This window comes from Gemmata sp. SH-PL17 (assembly GCF_001610855.1).
In the GTDB taxonomy this organism is placed as follows: domain Bacteria; phylum Planctomycetota; class Planctomycetia; order Gemmatales; family Gemmataceae; genus Gemmata; species Gemmata massiliana.
Window position 1 is genome coordinate 3,920,238 of sequence record NZ_CP011271.1, and the last position, 14,617, is coordinate 3,934,854.

The 14,617-nt window shown below is 64.8% G+C and carries 17 protein-coding genes; 3 read left to right on the forward strand and 14 right to left on the reverse strand.

Annotation, left to right across the window (positions count from 1 at the left end):
* Window positions 1–243 precede the first annotated feature (243 nt).
* Window positions 244–1,089 (reverse strand): transposase family protein, encoded by an 846-nt coding sequence (locus VT84_RS16340; protein ID WP_239465867.1) that lies wholly within the window; start codon window positions 1,087–1,089, stop codon window positions 244–246.
* Window positions 1,090–1,159: 70 nt separating this feature from the next.
* On the opposite strand from VT84_RS16340, the gene VT84_RS16345 reads away from it, so the two are divergent.
* Window positions 1,160–1,402: a hypothetical protein gene (locus VT84_RS16345; protein ID WP_157469541.1), complete on the forward strand. Its 243-nt coding sequence runs from the start codon at window positions 1,160–1,162 to the stop codon at window positions 1,400–1,402.
* Between the two features lie 80 nt (window positions 1,403–1,482).
* Here VT84_RS16345 and VT84_RS16350 read toward each other — a convergent pair whose 3' ends face one another.
* From VT84_RS16350 to VT84_RS38585, 3 genes are read right to left on the reverse strand one after another with little or no spacing between them, the layout of a single operon-like run.
* Window positions 1,483–1,677: a hypothetical protein gene (locus VT84_RS16350; RefSeq protein WP_082840280.1), complete on the reverse strand. Its 195-nt coding sequence runs from the start codon at window positions 1,675–1,677 to the stop codon at window positions 1,483–1,485.
* A complete protein-coding gene (locus VT84_RS16355; RefSeq protein ID WP_082840281.1) occupies window positions 1,674–2,216 on the reverse strand; it encodes an IS1595 family transposase in 543 nt (180 codons plus the stop codon). Before VT84_RS16355 ends, VT84_RS16350 begins: the two co-directional genes overlap by 4 nt.
* Window positions 2,161–2,616 (reverse strand): transposase, encoded by a 456-nt coding sequence (locus tag VT84_RS38585; RefSeq protein ID WP_157469542.1) that lies wholly within the window; start codon window positions 2,614–2,616, stop codon window positions 2,161–2,163. The genes VT84_RS16355 and VT84_RS38585 overlap by 56 nt, the downstream gene beginning before the upstream one ends.
* Window positions 2,617–3,124: 508 nt before the next feature.
* Here VT84_RS38585 and VT84_RS16370 point away from each other — a divergent pair.
* On the forward strand, window positions 3,125–3,289 hold the full coding sequence (locus tag VT84_RS16370) for a terminase small subunit (RefSeq protein WP_082840283.1): 165 nt from the start codon (window positions 3,125–3,127) through the stop codon (window positions 3,287–3,289).
* A 20-nt stretch (window positions 3,290–3,309) separates the two neighbouring features.
* On the opposite strand, the gene VT84_RS16375 is transcribed toward VT84_RS16370, so the two are convergent.
* The 10 genes from VT84_RS16375 to VT84_RS16415 form a co-directional block, all read right to left on the reverse strand.
* Window positions 3,310–3,594 carry a HEAT repeat domain-containing protein gene (locus VT84_RS16375; RefSeq protein WP_082840284.1) on the reverse strand — a complete coding sequence of 95 codons (285 nt, stop codon included), beginning with the start codon at window positions 3,592–3,594 and terminating at the stop codon, window positions 3,310–3,312.
* A 264-nt stretch (window positions 3,595–3,858) separates the two neighbouring features.
* A complete protein-coding gene (locus VT84_RS16380) occupies window positions 3,859–5,154 on the reverse strand; it encodes an IS701 family transposase (protein ID WP_082840285.1) in 1,296 nt (431 codons plus the stop codon).
* Between the two features lie 202 nt (window positions 5,155–5,356).
* The gene (locus VT84_RS16385; protein ID WP_052561678.1) at window positions 5,357–5,536 is read right to left on the reverse strand and encodes a hypothetical protein; all 180 of its coding nucleotides are present in this window, start codon (window positions 5,534–5,536) and stop codon (window positions 5,357–5,359) included.
* A gap of 6 nt (window positions 5,537–5,542) precedes the next feature.
* Window positions 5,543–8,020 (reverse strand): PAS domain-containing protein, encoded by a 2,478-nt coding sequence (locus VT84_RS16390; protein WP_204249771.1) that lies wholly within the window; start codon window positions 8,018–8,020, stop codon window positions 5,543–5,545.
* A gap of 192 nt (window positions 8,021–8,212) precedes the next feature.
* Window positions 8,213–8,605: a response regulator gene (locus tag VT84_RS16395; RefSeq protein WP_162271727.1), complete on the reverse strand. Its 393-nt coding sequence runs from the start codon at window positions 8,603–8,605 to the stop codon at window positions 8,213–8,215.
* Between the two features lie 349 nt (window positions 8,606–8,954).
* Window positions 8,955–9,254, reverse strand: coding sequence for a hypothetical protein (locus tag VT84_RS16400; protein WP_052561684.1), 300 nt, complete (start codon window positions 9,252–9,254; stop codon window positions 8,955–8,957).
* 16 nt (window positions 9,255–9,270) lie between these two features.
* Window positions 9,271–9,396: a hypothetical protein gene (locus VT84_RS41700; protein WP_255359551.1), complete on the reverse strand. Its 126-nt coding sequence runs from the start codon at window positions 9,394–9,396 to the stop codon at window positions 9,271–9,273.
* Window positions 9,397–9,434: 38 nt separating this feature from the next.
* Window positions 9,435–10,340: a DUF1559 domain-containing protein gene (locus tag VT84_RS16405; protein WP_082840287.1), complete on the reverse strand. Its 906-nt coding sequence runs from the start codon at window positions 10,338–10,340 to the stop codon at window positions 9,435–9,437.
* A gap of 248 nt (window positions 10,341–10,588) precedes the next feature.
* On the reverse strand, window positions 10,589–12,283 hold the full coding sequence (locus VT84_RS16410; protein WP_082840288.1) for an ABC1 kinase family protein: 1,695 nt from the start codon (window positions 12,281–12,283) through the stop codon (window positions 10,589–10,591).
* Between the two features lie 128 nt (window positions 12,284–12,411).
* On the reverse strand, window positions 12,412–13,167 hold the full coding sequence (locus tag VT84_RS16415; protein ID WP_082840289.1) for a tRNA (guanine(46)-N(7))-methyltransferase TrmB: 756 nt from the start codon (window positions 13,165–13,167) through the stop codon (window positions 12,412–12,414).
* 163 nt (window positions 13,168–13,330) lie between these two features.
* On the opposite strand from VT84_RS16415, the gene VT84_RS16420 reads away from it, so the two are divergent.
* Complete coding sequence (locus VT84_RS16420; protein WP_082840290.1) at window positions 13,331–14,590, forward strand: hypothetical protein; 1,260 nt, start codon at window positions 13,331–13,333, stop codon at window positions 14,588–14,590.
* Window positions 14,591–14,617 lie beyond the last annotated feature (27 nt).

Consider the following 14,617-nt stretch of genomic DNA (forward strand, 5'->3'; position numbering starts at 1 on the left):
GCGGCCCGAATGCACTGAGCTGATTCCCCGGTGGTGCCAATTTCGCAGACAGGGCCACAGTGCCCAACAGGTAGGACTCGAAATCCTGTGCCAAACTCGGGCGAATTTCTGGTGCGGGTAGCAGTGATCTTGTTCGTGGCTTCACTCTTTTACAGGACGATCTCATGACCCCCGAATCATTAGAGTCGCTGCACAATAGCGGCTGATCGGTTCAAGTCGATGCGCTGCCCCGGGTGTTCGACCTCATGCGTACATGAGGTTGTGGAGTCCGGCGACGTTCTTGATGATGAGGGTGTGCCGGCGGCGCGGGTTCCGGTACCGCTCGGCCGCGATGCGCCACACCTTCATCTTCCCGATCCCGTGCTCGACCACGATCCGACGGCGCGACACGCGCCGGTTCCCGGCCTTCTGCCGGGCCGTCAGCGGACCCTTCGGCGGTCGCCGGCGCGGGGTACACAGCCCGGTTCCCAGGTACGCCGTGTCGCCCGTGCGCCGCACCCCGTCCGGGCGCACCACGGCGGTCGCGTCGTACACCTTCTTGTCATGCGTCTTGCCCGGGAACGCCTTCGACACGGCGGCGATCCGCACCCGGCGCCGTTGGCCGCCCCGCCCGGAGCTCTTGCGCTTGCGCACGACCACCACTTGGTGCTTGAGCGTGTGCCGCTTGTTCTTCCCCGAGTCGAACCGCTTCTGCCGCCGAGTGGGCCGGGGAATGGCCCGCTCGGTGGCGTCGAAGAAAAGCTCGCGGATCTCGTCGGGCTCCCGTTCGATGCGGCGTTCCGGGATCCGGAAGATCCCGGCCAACAGCGGTTGGAGCGGGTTGATGTTGCGGCACACGGAACGGTCGTCGATGCCGAACAAGAACCCGAGGAAGGCGTGGGTGGTGTAGGTCCGGTAGTACATCAACAGCATCAGCAATCGGTCGCTCAACGGGCGCGCGAACTTGCGCCCCGCACCCGGCTTCCGCTGACGAGAGGGCCGCTTCTTCCGCTTGGCGTCGGCCTGCGGGTAACGCGGTTCGAGTTCGGCCAACAGTTGGTCGAACGCATCGGGGGTAATCCCGGTCAGTTGACGGAACGTGTCCGGCATTCGCCTCAACCGACTCGTGTGGCTCATACACCAAACCTACGCACCCGGCCACTATTGTGCAGCGACTCTAGTGATTGGTTTCGCGAAAACGATCGAAACGAATGCGGCCCTCGTTCGTGCCGCGAATACAGCCGAGACCGTAGACCTGCGGTTCTCCGCCTCCGATCCCAACGGGCACGGTAACCGGCGCGATGTGGTGCTCGCGTTCCGCGACGACGCAGCGGCACAGGCATTCTTGGCTGCGCTCCGGGCGACTTCGCCTGCGGCGAATGCGGCCCCGTCCCTGAGCATGACCGTCCTCACTCCGCGGTGAGCCGCCGTTAGCTCTCCCGCGGGCATCTCGTTGTGCCCGCGGTTCTCACCTTCTTCCGTCGAGATCGTTCACCATGCGCTTCACCGATTCCACGCTCCGGCTCCCGCCACCGCCCCCACCGCCGGCCCCGGATCACCCTGTTCCGCCGTGGCGTATCGCGCGTCGAATACGTCGCGCGCGTCGGTGTACCGGATGAGACGCGTCCCACGAAGGTGTACCCCGACGGGCGCCGCGGCGAACTTCTGGTCCCAGGTACCGAAGAAGAAGCGGCTCATGAGGCGTCAGGGGTGAGTCGGAGCATAATTCTCAGCGTGTCGGGTATCGCGTCTTTGAGGTTGTAGGCCCACTGAAAGACGGCGACGTACTGGCCGAGGTAGTGCTTGCTGACCCCTCGGAACGGGCGCAGGAACGTGCGCAACGCGGCCCACAATCCTTCCAGGGTGTTGTCATGCACTTCGCGGATCCCGTCCCCGTCGTCATCTCGCGCCCACTCCCGCTGACCGGGCGTGTGGTTCACCGTCGCATGACCGCGATTGTTCTGCGCCAACCGGGCGTACCCCTTCCATTCGTCGGTGTACACCATCGCCTCCGCGACGGTCGACGAGCCGACGAATGAGGTAAGCGTCTCCTGATCCGTTCGACCCACGACCGCGAGGGCAACCGCGCCACTTCCCCGGCCGACGACTCCGACCACCGGCGGGCGATCGTTGTCGAAGTTCCCGTGGCCCCGTTGCTTGTTGGCCCGGCGCCGAGGCGGGTCATCGGGGTCCGGGTGCCGAATGCCTTTTTTCCCCCGCGTTCTGGAACATTTCATCGGCCTCGGTTGTCGAACCGGGCACCGGACCCATGTGCTCCGCGGCTTGCAAAGCCAAGCCCTGAAGTCGGTGCCGGAGTGTGAGCAGGTGCTTGCGATCACATCCGAGTTCGCGAGCCAGTTGCGCGGTCGGGGTGCCCTGGCAGATACCGCGCAGGATCAGGACCAGTTGGGTCGGGGAGCGGTGCGTCTTCTGCAGTGGGGTGCCCGTGTACGCATTGAACACGGCCCCGCAATGACGGCACCGGTAGTCGAACACGGGTGGGCGATGGCGATCGTGAACGGACCGCGCATCATCCCGTCGGCACCCCGGGCAACCGAGCCCGTCGGGGTGGAGCGTGTCCACCAGGAACTGGTCGCAGGCGTCGTCGCTCATTAGCCCGAGGATCGGGAAATCCATCCGTGGGCGCTCCAATTAAGGACCGAGGCCAACCCCGAAGGGTAACTACTCCCGCTATCGAAAAATAGCCCCATTCACCCCTGATGCCTCATGAGCCGAAGAAGCATGGTGGAAGTACGCGACCTGGCTCGAAGGCGAAGTGGCCCGGCTCCAAAAGGCGTCGGAGTCCCTCCAAGTCGCTTCCAACGCCCCGCAAACCACGTCGGGTTCTGCGCCCACCCCTCCAACACCCGAGGTGACGTTGGAGGGCTCGGAAGAATCCGACGCGACCGACAAGCGTGCTCGCGCGGAACAAGAACTCCTCCGCGACCCGACCGTCAGCAACCTTGCAATCGGCGCGCGAATTGGTGCGAGTTCGGAACTCGTTCGGTTGGTTCGTAAGCGACTGGAAGCTGCGGGAAAATTGGAGCCCCCGAGCACAGTAGTGCGAGCCGTTGGAGCCGCGGAAGCGGCCTCCCATTCCTGAACGTCCAGTGATAAGCCCGTTCATTCCGCAAGCTGGTGAGATATGCCCAAGGCCCTGAACCCGAAGCAGTTGAAGTTCGTGGAGTTGTACCTCGCGGGGCGCACCGCGATCGAGGCTTACGCGCTGGCCGGATACAAGGGCCGCGGGGAGTCCGCACGAGCCGCAGCGGGCCAATTATTAGCAAACGTTACGGTTCAACAAGATTAGCAGTACAGCGCGGGTTTATCCTACACCTGATCGGGGGCATCACTTTCGACTAACACCTCAGCCGCCCACTCACGGACCTCGGGCCACGGCGACGCGAGTTGCTCACGCGCGGCAGCGACTGCCTCCGGAGTGCTGATGGCGATGAGCGCTTCCAGGCACCGCTTCGGGAGCGACCGGAACGCGTCCCCGGCCACCTCGAACGAGCATGCCGCCCGGAGGGCGGGGATCGCTCGCGGGTCGCCCATCTCGCCGAGTACCTCGGCAACCCACTCGTGTTGCAGGTATGCGTCCCGGCCGCACAGCACTTCGCACAGGGCTCAACCAACCCGCGGGTTGGCCGCGTGATAGCGGCGTGCACCCAGAGAATGACCCTGATCCCGTCGCGGTCGGTCAGCAGCCCCCGCAGGCCCCCTGCAATCTCCTCCTCGGCGCCGTCGAGTTGCTTCACGGCGGCGCAGTACTCGCCGAGAATGGCCTGCCACGCCTCCGCCCCGGCCACATCGGTCGCTGGGCGGAATCGCGGTGCGAACTTCACAACAAGGTCGGCGACCAGCCCCACGAGTGTGCTCCTATATCGAGCGCCTATGCCGCTGCTTCTTGTGCGACTTGGCGGCCTGGGAATTGCGCTTCTGGTGGTAGCCGATGACCTTGCTGGCGTGCCGCGCGTCGGGCACGCCCCGTCGCCGGCGGAACACGACCGCGCACCGCTGGTTCAGCGCCCGGCACACCGGCTCGGCCGTCACCTTGGGGGGCCCCCGCCGCCGCTCCGTGTGGGTCGCGACGAACCCCAGGACGATCAGGGCCAGGGTCAGGTGCCGAAGGAGCCCGGTGTAGTTCCGCCCCTCGTAGTCCATCAATCCGGCTTCTTGCTTGCCCAGGCGGAAGGCGTGTTCCACGGTCCAGCGCCGGAACCCCACGGCCAGCACCCGGGCCAGCGGGGCCGCCGTCGCGTTGGTCAGGAAGTACTTGACCTCGGCGGTGGACTCGTTCACGGCCGCGACCAACGTGTGCTCCCGGTCCGCCACCCACGCCGTTGCGGTCGCCGCGCGCCAGAACGAGCCCCTCACCGTCCGGTGGGCGACGCGATGCCGCTTGCCGTTCCGGGCGAGCGCCTCGGTCAACCGGGCGTCCGCCCGCAGGGCCGGACCGCTGGCCGCTTCGCGAACCGAGAAGTTGACCGGCACCTCGGCCACGAACCGCTGGTTCACCAGGTTCAGGAACCGGAGGAACGGGACCGCGGCCCCGTACCCCTCGTCGAACGTGAGCCAGTCGAACGACAACCCGTTGCCCCTCGCGCGGAGCCACTGGTCCACCGCCAACCGCCACTTGGTCTGGTGCTTGACATCCTCGGGGATGCCCGCCTTTTCACACCGGCCCCGGTCCGCGGCCCACGACTTGGGGAGGAACAGGTCGGCGTTCAACAGGGCCCGGAAAGTGCCCTTCGTCACCGCGATGTGGACCGTCGCGATGCCGTTGTCGACCTTGCCCACGCACCCCAGGTACTGGCGCTGCACCCCCGGTGTGTGGTCCCCCCACTTGCGGCAACGGGTCTCGTCGATCACCCCGACCGTTCCGAGCGGGTCGCTCGGGAGGTCCGCAACGACCGCACCGAGGTGCTTCTGCAAGGTGTCGCGGGCCGCAGCTTGATCCCAGCGGGCGGTAACCAGGAACTCCTGAAGGGTGCGCACCGCGGTCCCCGCTTCGATGGCGATCGGCTCGATACTCTTGCGGGGCAGATCGGACAGTAAGCCACGGCAATAGGTATCGAAGTGCTTGGCCGTCCGGTCCTGGACGAAGCTCCCTCGGAACCGTCGAAGGTGCGCCGCGAACGCCGGACCAAGGCCCACGATTTCCTGCTCGGTCATCGGTAGTCCTCCCCGATGAACAGCTTACGGAACGCCGGAAAATCCGCGCTGTACTGCTAATGCCATGACGACGACCTCAAACCGTGATACTCCTTCGACGCGCACCAGCACCAAATAGTTGCGCGTTTTTCAACAGGCTGCTACGCCGAACACCGACCTTGGGCACCCAGAGTTGCGGGTAATCGAAAGCTTCGCCGAACGCTTACGGATCACCCGTCGCGCCAGTACGGAACAGGAGCAAGACGTTCTTCCCGGCCGCGTCCAGTGCGACAAGGCGTTCGGATTCGAGGCGCGTCCCGAACCCGAACGCCCGGCGGTAGAACACCGCCGTGGTGTCGGGTCCGATACGTATAACGCGGTCCCCCGTTCCGGCGCCACGCACGAGTGTTTACGCACTCCGGTCCAGAACGGAGCGTACCTTGTGTGCCAGGGTCGCGGGCGTGAACGGCTTTTGGAGAAAGTCGGTGCGCTCCTGCTCGACGCCGTGACGCACCACTGCGTCGTCCGTGTACCCCGACATGTACACGACTTTTAGGTTCGGCGTGTCGCGCTGGAGCTGCTCGGCCACTACCCGTCCGCCCACTCTCGGCATCACCACGTCTGTGAGTAACAAGTCGATCGGTGGACCGCTTCGTGCGAGGGCCGTCGCCTCTGTGCTGTTTGCCGCTACCAGGACAGTGTACCCGAGGTACTGGAGGATCATTTGGGCCACGGCACGCACGCCCGGTTCGTCCTCGACCACGAGCACTGTTTCCGTGCCGCTGGGTAGTTCGTCGGGAGCGGCCTCCGGCTCACGGGCGTCCGGGGTTTGGGGCACTCCCGGCAAGTAGACGCGGAACGTGGTTCCCTGCCCAACGGTGGTCTCCAGTTCGATGTGTCCTTCGGACTGCTTCACGATCCCGTACACGGTCGCCAGGCCCAGGCCCGTGCCCTTTCCGATTTCTTTCGTGGTGAAGAACGGCTCGAACACGTGCGCGCGTACCTCGTCCGGCATCCCGCATCCGGTGTCCGATACGGCCAGCACCACGTACCGTCCCGGGATGACCTCGGACCCGTCCTGAGCCAGTTTCGCGGATAGCATCACGGTGCTGGTTTCGATGGTCAGGTTCCCGCCCGTGGGCATCGCGTCGCGGGCGTTAACGACCAGGTTCATGAGCACCTGCTCGACCTGCCCCGGGTCCGCCTTCACGCGCAGCGGGCCGGCCCCGGTCTGGACGCCCAGTTGAATGTCTTCCCCGATCACGCGCCGGAACATGCCCGCGAGATCGCCCACGACTTCGTTCAGGTCGAATATTTTTGGCTGGAGCACTTGCTGGCGCCCGAACGCGAGCAACTGCCGGGTCAGGTCCGCGGCCCGGTCCCCGGCCCTACGCACCTCGTCCACCATCGACCGAACGGGGGCACCCTCGGGGAGCGCCCCGATCGCCAGTTCCGTGTACCCGTTGATGACGGTGAGCAGATTGTTGAAGTCGTGCGCGACCCCGCCCGCGAGTCGACCGACCGCTTCCATCTTCCGCGACTGTTGGACCTGTTCTTCCAGGCGCTTGCGATTCGTAATGTCACTCACGAACCCGACCATTCGCTTCGCGCGCCCGTTGGGGGCGGGAACGAAGTGCCCGGTGTCGTCCATGACGATGTACGTTCCGTCCCGGTGTCGCACCCGGTACTCCAATTGGAACGGCGTCCCGGTTTCGGTCACGCGCCGGATCTCGCGGTCGAGCGCGGTCCGGTCGTCCGGGTGAACCAGCGCGACCCACGCGCTCAGTTCGGTGGGCATTTCCTCCTCGCGGTACCCCAGGGTCCGCTCGAAACTCCCGCCCCACTCGATCCGGCCGCGTTCCACGTCCCAGTCGTAGAGCACGTGGCCGGTCGCTTTAATGGCGGTTTCGTATGTGGCGTGGGCCGCGCGCACCTCGTCCTCGGCGCGCTCCCGCTCCCAGCGCTCCTGTGCGAGCGCGATCAGGTTCCCGACGGCCATCGCGAACACCTGCTCGTCCCGGTCCCACGTTCGGGGCGAGCCGAGGTGTTCGCAGCACAACACGCCCTCCAATCGCCCGAACGGGCGCAGGGGAACGTCCAGCATCGCGCCGATCCCGAGGGGCACGAGATAGTTGGACGCGAACTCGTGGGTGCGCGCGTCGGCGGGTGCGTCGTCGGCCGCGACGACGTCGCTTTCTTCGAGTGCCCGGAAGTATTTCGGGTAGTCATCGGCCGAGAGCGCGGCCCCCGCAGTGTGTCGGTCCGCGTGCGCTTCGTAGAGATCGAAACAGTGGATCGCCCGGCGGCTCGTGGTGTGGCGCCAGACGCTCACCCGGCCGACGCCGAGGGCGCGGGCGGTGGCTTCAGTCATTCTGCGCACCGCGTCGGCCGGGTCGCCGGACCGCAGAACGTCGCGCCCCAGCGCAAGCAGCGCGGCCTGCTGTGCCGAGAGCCGGTTTTCGCGGTGCCGGCGCTCTTCTTCGGCCCGCGCGTGTTCGTGAATGTCGGTGCAGGTGCCGAACCACTGGGCGACTGCCCCGTCCGGGGTAAGGGCCGACTGCGCACGGACCCCGTGCCACCGGTACACCCCGTCGTGGCGCCGGAGCCGGACCTTGGCGTGTCCCTCGCTACCGATCGCGAGGGACCGCCCCCACTGCTTGAGCACTTCGGGGAGGTCGTCCGGGTGAACGATCTCGCGCCAGCCCCAACCGTGCAAACTCTCGATCGCGCGTCCCACGAACTCCCGGAACCGTTGGTTCAGGTACTCCAGCCCCCCGTTCGGGCGGGCGACCCAAACCAGGTGGGGAACGAGGTCCGCGGTGAAGTGCCCCGGTTCGGCCGGGCGCGCCGGCCCCTCTTGGGGCGGTGGCTTCGCGGTGTGGTTCATGGGTACGGGCGAAATCGGGGCGGACCCCGGTTTGAGGTGCGTGTTCATGGGCAGATAGGTAATGTAGTGTCGGATAATGGGAAAACAAACGGCTTATTTTGAGAATGCTTTGTACGGCACGGGTCCGTTTGGACCGTGCATTGGCACATGAACTTTACGACCGACGGTAATAAGCTCGGAGGAACCCCGGCTTCAGGACGAGAACCCGTCTCCGTCGTTGGAATCGAAGGGCGACGCGCAGAGCGCGACGGCGGCGAGCAGCGTTTGCGGGTCGTCCGCCTTCATAACGAGGTAATCGAACCCGGCCGCCCGGCTATCGCTCACGTCCCAGGGACCGCGCGTGAGGGCGACCAGAGCCGGTCCGCGCCCGTCCCTGCGGCGCAACCACGCGGTCACTTCCCAGCCGTCTTCCATGAGCGGTTCCAGGACCACGATGTCCGGCTCGGTCGCGTGCGCCGCGTCCAAAGCGGCACCCGCGGACTGGGCCGTGTGAGCCCGGAACCCGGCGGATTCGAGCAGACCGGCCACGCGCTCCACCGAACCGGGAGTGTCGTCGACAACGAGCACGATCTGTGAGTTTTCCATCGCCGACATCCCCCGGTGCGTAACAAGAACGACTGTCCGGCTGTTGGAGAGCTGAAGTGATTGTAAGGATTCTGTGGCGCGAACCGATTGGTGTCAAATTGGATGTGACTATCTTTTTTAGTGACAGAATAAATCTCCGAACGGGTTCGGGTCGCTGTCGCATGTGATTCGTTTGTCGCCGATGTTGATTAATTGAAAGCTGTTGTGGCAAATAATCGGTTGGAAGCAGGTGGTTTGACTGAGTTCCGACGAAGGTATTCGCACAATTTTGCCCCACGAATTCCCTCTGAACCCTGCCTACCGGTTCGCGACCGCGTCGATCGGATAATGATAGTGCAATTGGTCCGAATTATCCCGTCGCTCCATCGGGGCGCGCCAGCTCGAAGACCGGCAACTCGTTGGGACCGGCAGTGATCGTTACGGTACGGACCGGTTTGTCCGGGTTCGCGTACTTGCCCTTAAACCGGTCTGCCGAGCCGTCGTCGTCTGGATTGTTTTTGAACCAGAACAGCGTGACCGCGTAGGTGCCCGCGGGCGCGCCGTCCTGTGGGTCGTAGCTCGACAGGCGGAACGTTCCGTCCGCGGTAGTTTTCGCGTTCGGCTTGGCCGGGGCCGGTTGGCTGCCGTCGGTCGCGTGCAGCACGATCATGACGCCCGCGACCGGCTTACCCCCCCACGAGCACCTTCCCGCTCACCGGGTAAACCGGGACGCGCGCGTCTTTCTTCTCGCACGCCGATGGTGCGAGGGCCAGGAACACGAGCGCGACTGCGCGCTCGAAACGGAATCGCATGCGTGAACCCTCTTGGACTCAAATTGCTACGGGAACGGTCAATAATCGTTCGATGAAATCACCTCGCCGGCCATCGCGGTCAGGAGCGCCGCGAAAACCGGAGCGGGAACGCTTTCGCGGATGAACCGGACCGACCCGTCACCGAAGCAGAAATTCCCGCCGCCGCTGTGGAAGCTGTAGAACTCGTCGTTGTTCGCGTTCATAACGCGCGGGCCGGGTGCGGTCACCCCGTCGCTCAGGTACCCCGACAATTGGATGTAGTTGGCCCGCGCGCCCCACCCGTACCCGCTGCCGGGTGTGACCGCGGTGTTCGGCTTCCCGTTCACATACGGCTGCGGTCCGCCGGCCCGTTCTCCGAACATGATCGTGTTCGACAGCCCGTCGGTGACCTCGAGTGGCTTGCGGTTCACGTCCTTGCCGAGCAACCCGTCGCCGGCCAGCGAGACGATGCCCGCGGCGGCGATGTCCGCTTTCACTTGCCGGCAGGAGGCGTAGTCCCCGGCCCAGCAGGTGAACGCCTTGCCCTTATCAGTCACACCGGTCTGGAGCCGATTGGAGACGGGAGACGACGGGCACATCATCACGGACAACTGCGCGGAGATGACCTCTTGGTTCTTGCTCGTCGCAGGCGGATCGAACCAGGGGCGGGTCTGGTCGTACAGGTTGAACAGTGCTTGCTGTTCCACATACGGCAGCAGCGGAATGCTCCACGACCGTTCGGCCGGCGGGTTCTTGTCCAGTGAACCGGAGTAGTACCCGAACGACGACTCGTGGTTGTGCTGCGCCAGCCCGAGTTGTTTGAGGTTGTTGGTGCACTTCATACGGGCCGCGGCCTCGCGCACTTTTTGCACGGCGGGAAGCAGCAACCCGATCAAGATCGCAATAATCGCGATTACCACGAGCAACTCGATCAGCGTGAACGCGCGGCGGGTTCGCCGGTTCATACGGCACTCCGGGTGTGGAAGGTGACAAAGACGGATCAGTCGAGAGCTGCGTGCGGGACGAGGGAGGGCGTCCGAGCGGAGCGAACTCGTTGGTTGTCGGTTTTAAACGCAAAAAATGGACCGGAGACCGTCCTATCGGTCGGCTAGCTTTCGGCCTGCTTGCGCCGTGAATGGAGGGAGTATAGAGACTTGGCAGTGCGCAAAATTTGCCCGCAAGTGGGCGCGAATTTGTCGCGTGCCGGCGAGGGCTACTGTTCCCCGTCGCGTTCTTCGAGCCGACCGGAGTGCTGGATCGCCCGGAAGAGGCGGTAGCCCAGCACCGTACTCGTGAAGCACCCCAGCGCGCCGAACAACGAGATGCCGTACACCAGGGGTTCCGCCTTCGCCGCCCACATCATCGCCGACCCGACAAAGAGCGAACTCATCATCAATCCGAACGCGAGCCGGTTCACCGACGGTTCCAAGTGCCGGTGGCTCAGTTCCACGCCGATCTCTCGGCGAGAGAGCATCCGCATCAGGTTGCGCATCTGGCGCGGGAACGCGCGAACCAACTCGTCCCAGTCACTCGCCGTACCGATGAGCCGCCGCAGCGCGCCTTTGGGCGAGAGTTTTTTTAACACACTCGATTTCTTGTACGGTTCCAGCAGTTCCACCAAGTTGAAGTCCGGCGCGAGCAATCTGCCTGTGCCTTCCAGCATTACCAGCACTCGGAGTAACAGCGCGATCGGTGCCGGGAGCATCACGTGGTAGCGGCGGATCGCGTCGGTCAGTTCGTTGAGTGCGGTGCCGAGCTGGAACTGTTCGAGCGGCATCCCGTGGTAGAACGCGAGTTGTTCCGCGACCTCGCATTCGAGCGCGGCCGGGTCGAACTGTGACGGCACGTCGCCGACCTGCACGATGAGTTCGGTGATCGTCGCGGAGTCCTTCACCAGCACCGCGCTCACACCGCGGTCGATTCGCTCGCGCAGCCGGTCGTCGATGCGGCCGACCATCCCCACATCGAGTAGCCCGATGGCCCCGTCCGGACAGGATTCTGTAGGAGGAAGGAAGAAAACATTGCCAGGGTGCGGGTCCGCGTGGAACAGCCCGTCTCGGAAGATCATATCGAGGAACGCCCGCGCCCCGCGGCGCGCGAGGTCCGCGAAGTTCCCGCCCGCGGCCCGGACCGCGTCCGGGTTGCTGAAGGGGGTGCCCTCGAAGAGTTCCATCGTCAGAACGCGCGCCCGCGAGTGGTCCGGGTACGGCTCGGGGAACCGCACCCCGGTATCGTTCGCGAACGCCGCCCGAAAGAGTTGCAGGTGCCGCAACTCGCGCCGGAAGTCGAGTTCGCGCAGGAGCACGCGCTCGAACTCCGCGACCACCGCGACCGGTCGGTACACGCGGAACTCTGACAGATACTGCTCCGCGAGGGCCGCGAGTTCGGCGAGAATGGCGAGGTCGTCGGCGACCCGGCGGTGAATGTCCGGGTGTTGGACCTTCACTGCCACTTTGCGACCGTTGTGCAGCGTCGCTTTGTGGACCTGCCCGATACTCGCGGACGCAAGCGGTTCCGGGTCGAACGTCTTGAAGAGTTCTTCGAGCGGCTTGCCGAGTTCGGTCTCGATCGTGGCGCGCGTGACCTCGAACGGGTCACCGGGAACGTGCGATTGCAGTTGCGCCAGTTCGTCGCTCAGGGCCGAACCGATGAGGTCGCGGCGCGTGCTGAGTACCTGCCCGAACTTGATGAACGTGGTGCCGAGTTCGGTGAGCACGAGTCGGATGCGGACCTCGCGCGACTGGGACGAGATTCGCCCCAGTCCGGTGTGCCGGGTCCACCGGCGCACGAAGCGGTTGTCGAGGCGCGCGAGCGCGTCCGCTAGCCCGTACTTCGCGAGCACGCGGGTGATCTCGGCGAGCCGGCCCGCGCTTCGTGCCAGCCGCGGAATGTCGGTCAGGTTCAGCATCGAGCGCCCCGCAACATAAGCACGAAATACGAAACTCGAAATCCGAAGAGCGCTCGCCCCAATTTAAGAGGTTCCAATCCGCTCGCACTTTGTTCGATTTTCGAGCTTCGTGTTTCGTATTTTTCGACCTACGCGAGTTTGTCCAACTCACGCAGTCGGCGGTCGGCGTCGAACGTCGGCGGCGGAAGCGATTCGGCCAAACTGAGCGCGTCGGACTCGCTCAGATCCGGTTTCGCCTCCGCTTCCGCGCGAAACACCGGCAGCTTCTTTTGCGTGGCGATGATCTCGCGCCGCGTGCGACCTCGCGGGGAATCCGGCCACTTCCCGCTCAATTCGTGGAAGTCGAAGAACACTGGTACGACGGCCCGGATGTACTTCCAGTAGCCGGGGTTATCGGTCTGAATGACGAACCGCCCGCCGGGTCGAAGCGCGCGGTGGACGAGCGCAAGGAACGCCGGCGTGATGAGTCGGCGGTAGACCTGCGCGGGATCATAGTAAGGTTGCGGGTGGTAACAGTGGATTTCCGCCACTGAGTGCGGCGCAACGTGCTTTTCGAGAAGCTCCCAGCCGCCCAGCACCGCGAACTTCAGATTCGCCAGCCCGCGCTGGTTGCCGCGCTTGCGCGCGTAGCGGATCACGACCGGGAGAATGTCCGTTCCGAGGTGGTCGTGGTCGGGGCGCGCGAGCGCAGATCCGATGAGATACCGGCCGTTTCCGCACCCGAGGTCGAGCACCACGGGCGCGTCCCGGCCGAACAGTTCGGGCCAGTTCAGGTGACCGTCCGGCACGGCCTTCAGCGCCGTTTGTGTCCACTTTTCTTGGTCAAGGATGATGCCGGGGAAGGGCACCCCGAACTCGCGCTCGGTTCGGTTCGGTTCAGTCATGGTGCGGCGCCCGGGGAAACGATTGGTTCCTCCTTAACATAGCGGCCCGCTCCGGGAGCGATAACGCGGGTGCGTTCGCCGAACGCAAGCTGCCTTGTTTGCCTCATCCGCACGATCGCGATAACCGATAACTCTTTGTGAAGCGCGATGATGAGGAGCGAGCATGACCGGCGCGGGGTGGCGGATAACGGCGCTGTGCGTGTTCGCTCTCGCTTGTGGCGGGTGCTCGATCGGTCCGCGTGCGCTGCCCTCCGATCGCATCCGGTACAACGAGGCGGTGAAGGTAAGCGGCGAGGAGCAACTCCTCCTCAACATCGTTCGCCTCCGGTACACCGATACGCCGAGCAGCCTGGCCGTGAGTTCGCTCGCGGACCAGTACGAGTTCACTCGCAACGTCGGACTGACGCCGTTCTTCACGGCAGCGGCGGCCGGGCAAGCGTTCGGTGGGTACCGCAGCACCGTGTTACCGCAAGTCGGCTGGAGCAGCGCGAGCCGCCCGACGCTCACGTACACGTCGCAGGACGATCAGGAATTCACCCGTCGGTTGTTCACCCCGCTGTCGCTGGAATCGACGGCCTCGCTGAGCAAAACGACGTGGCCCACGTCCACCGTTTTCCGCCTCTGGTTGGAGAACATGAACTGGGTGTCGAACGCCGAAACCGCAAGCGGGCCGACACCCAAAACTCCGCCCGAATTCGCGGATTTCCTCGCGGGCGTCGAGGCCCTCCAACGGCTCACCGATCGCAAGTTGGCGACCATTTTCATCGACGAACAGGACGATCCGGTGAGCGACGAACTGCCGCCGGAGAAGGTCACCGCGAGTGCCCAGGTTCGTGCGGCCCAGGCCGGGTTCGAGTATCGCAAGGACAAGAACGGGAACTGGCGCGTGGTTCGCAAGAAGCAGCAACCGATTCTGCGGTTCGATGAATCGGTAAAAGGCGACCCGGACTTCCTGACACTGTGCCGGGTGTTCAAACTGAACCCGGCACGGACCTCGTTCGAGTTCACCACGGCGAAACTCGATCCGTATCTGAAGGACGCGCCGAAGGAGGGTTTGGACAAACTCGACCTGGAAACGCGCTCGCTGTTGCAGGTACTGTTCTTCGTCGCGAACGGAGTTGAAGTGCCGACCGCGCACCTCGCGAGCGGAGTCGCGCCGGTCACTACCGGGCTGGACGGTCGGCAGTTTGACTGGCAACAGGTGCTCGGCGGACTGTTCAAAGTGTGTTGGGCGGAGGGGAAGAGGCCACCCGCGTCGGCACACGTGGCCGTTCGGCACAAGGGGTACTGGTTCTACATCGACGAGCGCGACCGCGATACGAAGGCCACGTTCGCGCTGCTCGTCGAACTGGCGCGGCTCCAACTCTCGACCGACAAGGGCGGAAGCGCCCCGCTGCTGACACTTCCAATTGGTGGGCGCTGACGCTTCGTTCTGTGTGAACTTGGTCCG

Bases quoted from the DNA above. Each gene is read 5' to 3' on its own strand.
- VT84_RS16340 (WP_239465867.1), bottom strand. From the start codon at position 1,089: ATGCCGGACACGTTCCGTCAACTGACCGGGATTACCCCCGATGCGTTC.
- VT84_RS16350 (WP_082840280.1), bottom strand. From the start codon at position 1,677: ATGAGCCGCTTCTTCTTCGGTACCTGGGACCAGAAGTTCGCCGCGGCG.
- VT84_RS16355 (WP_082840281.1), bottom strand. From the start codon at position 2,216: ATGAAATGTTCCAGAACGCGGGGGAAAAAAGGCATTCGGCACCCGGAC.
- VT84_RS38585 (WP_157469542.1), bottom strand. From the start codon at position 2,616: ATGGATTTCCCGATCCTCGGGCTAATGAGCGACGACGCCTGCGACCAG.
- VT84_RS16370 (WP_082840283.1), top strand. From the start codon at position 3,125: ATGCCCAAGGCCCTGAACCCGAAGCAGTTGAAGTTCGTGGAGTTGTAC.
- VT84_RS16380 (WP_082840285.1), bottom strand. From the start codon at position 5,154: ATGACCGAGCAGGAAATCGTGGGCCTTGGTCCGGCGTTCGCGGCGCAC.
- VT84_RS16390 (WP_204249771.1), bottom strand. From the start codon at position 8,020: ATGAACCACACCGCGAAGCCACCGCCCCAAGAGGGGCCGGCGCGCCCG.
- VT84_RS16395 (WP_162271727.1), bottom strand. From the start codon at position 8,605: ATGGAAAACTCACAGATCGTGCTCGTTGTCGACGACACTCCCGGTTCG.
- VT84_RS16400 (WP_052561684.1), bottom strand. From the start codon at position 9,254: ATGATCGTGCTGCACGCGACCGACGGCAGCCAACCGGCCCCGGCCAAG.
- VT84_RS41700 (WP_255359551.1), bottom strand. From the start codon at position 9,396: ATGCGATTCCGTTTCGAGCGCGCAGTCGCGCTCGTGTTCCTGGCCCTC.
- VT84_RS16405 (WP_082840287.1), bottom strand. From the start codon at position 10,340: ATGAACCGGCGAACCCGCCGCGCGTTCACGCTGATCGAGTTGCTCGTG.
- VT84_RS16410 (WP_082840288.1), bottom strand. From the start codon at position 12,283: ATGCTGAACCTGACCGACATTCCGCGGCTGGCACGAAGCGCGGGCCGG.
- VT84_RS16415 (WP_082840289.1), bottom strand. From the start codon at position 13,167: ATGACTGAACCGAACCGAACCGAGCGCGAGTTCGGGGTGCCCTTCCCC.
- VT84_RS16420 (WP_082840290.1), top strand. From the start codon at position 13,331: ATGACCGGCGCGGGGTGGCGGATAACGGCGCTGTGCGTGTTCGCTCTC.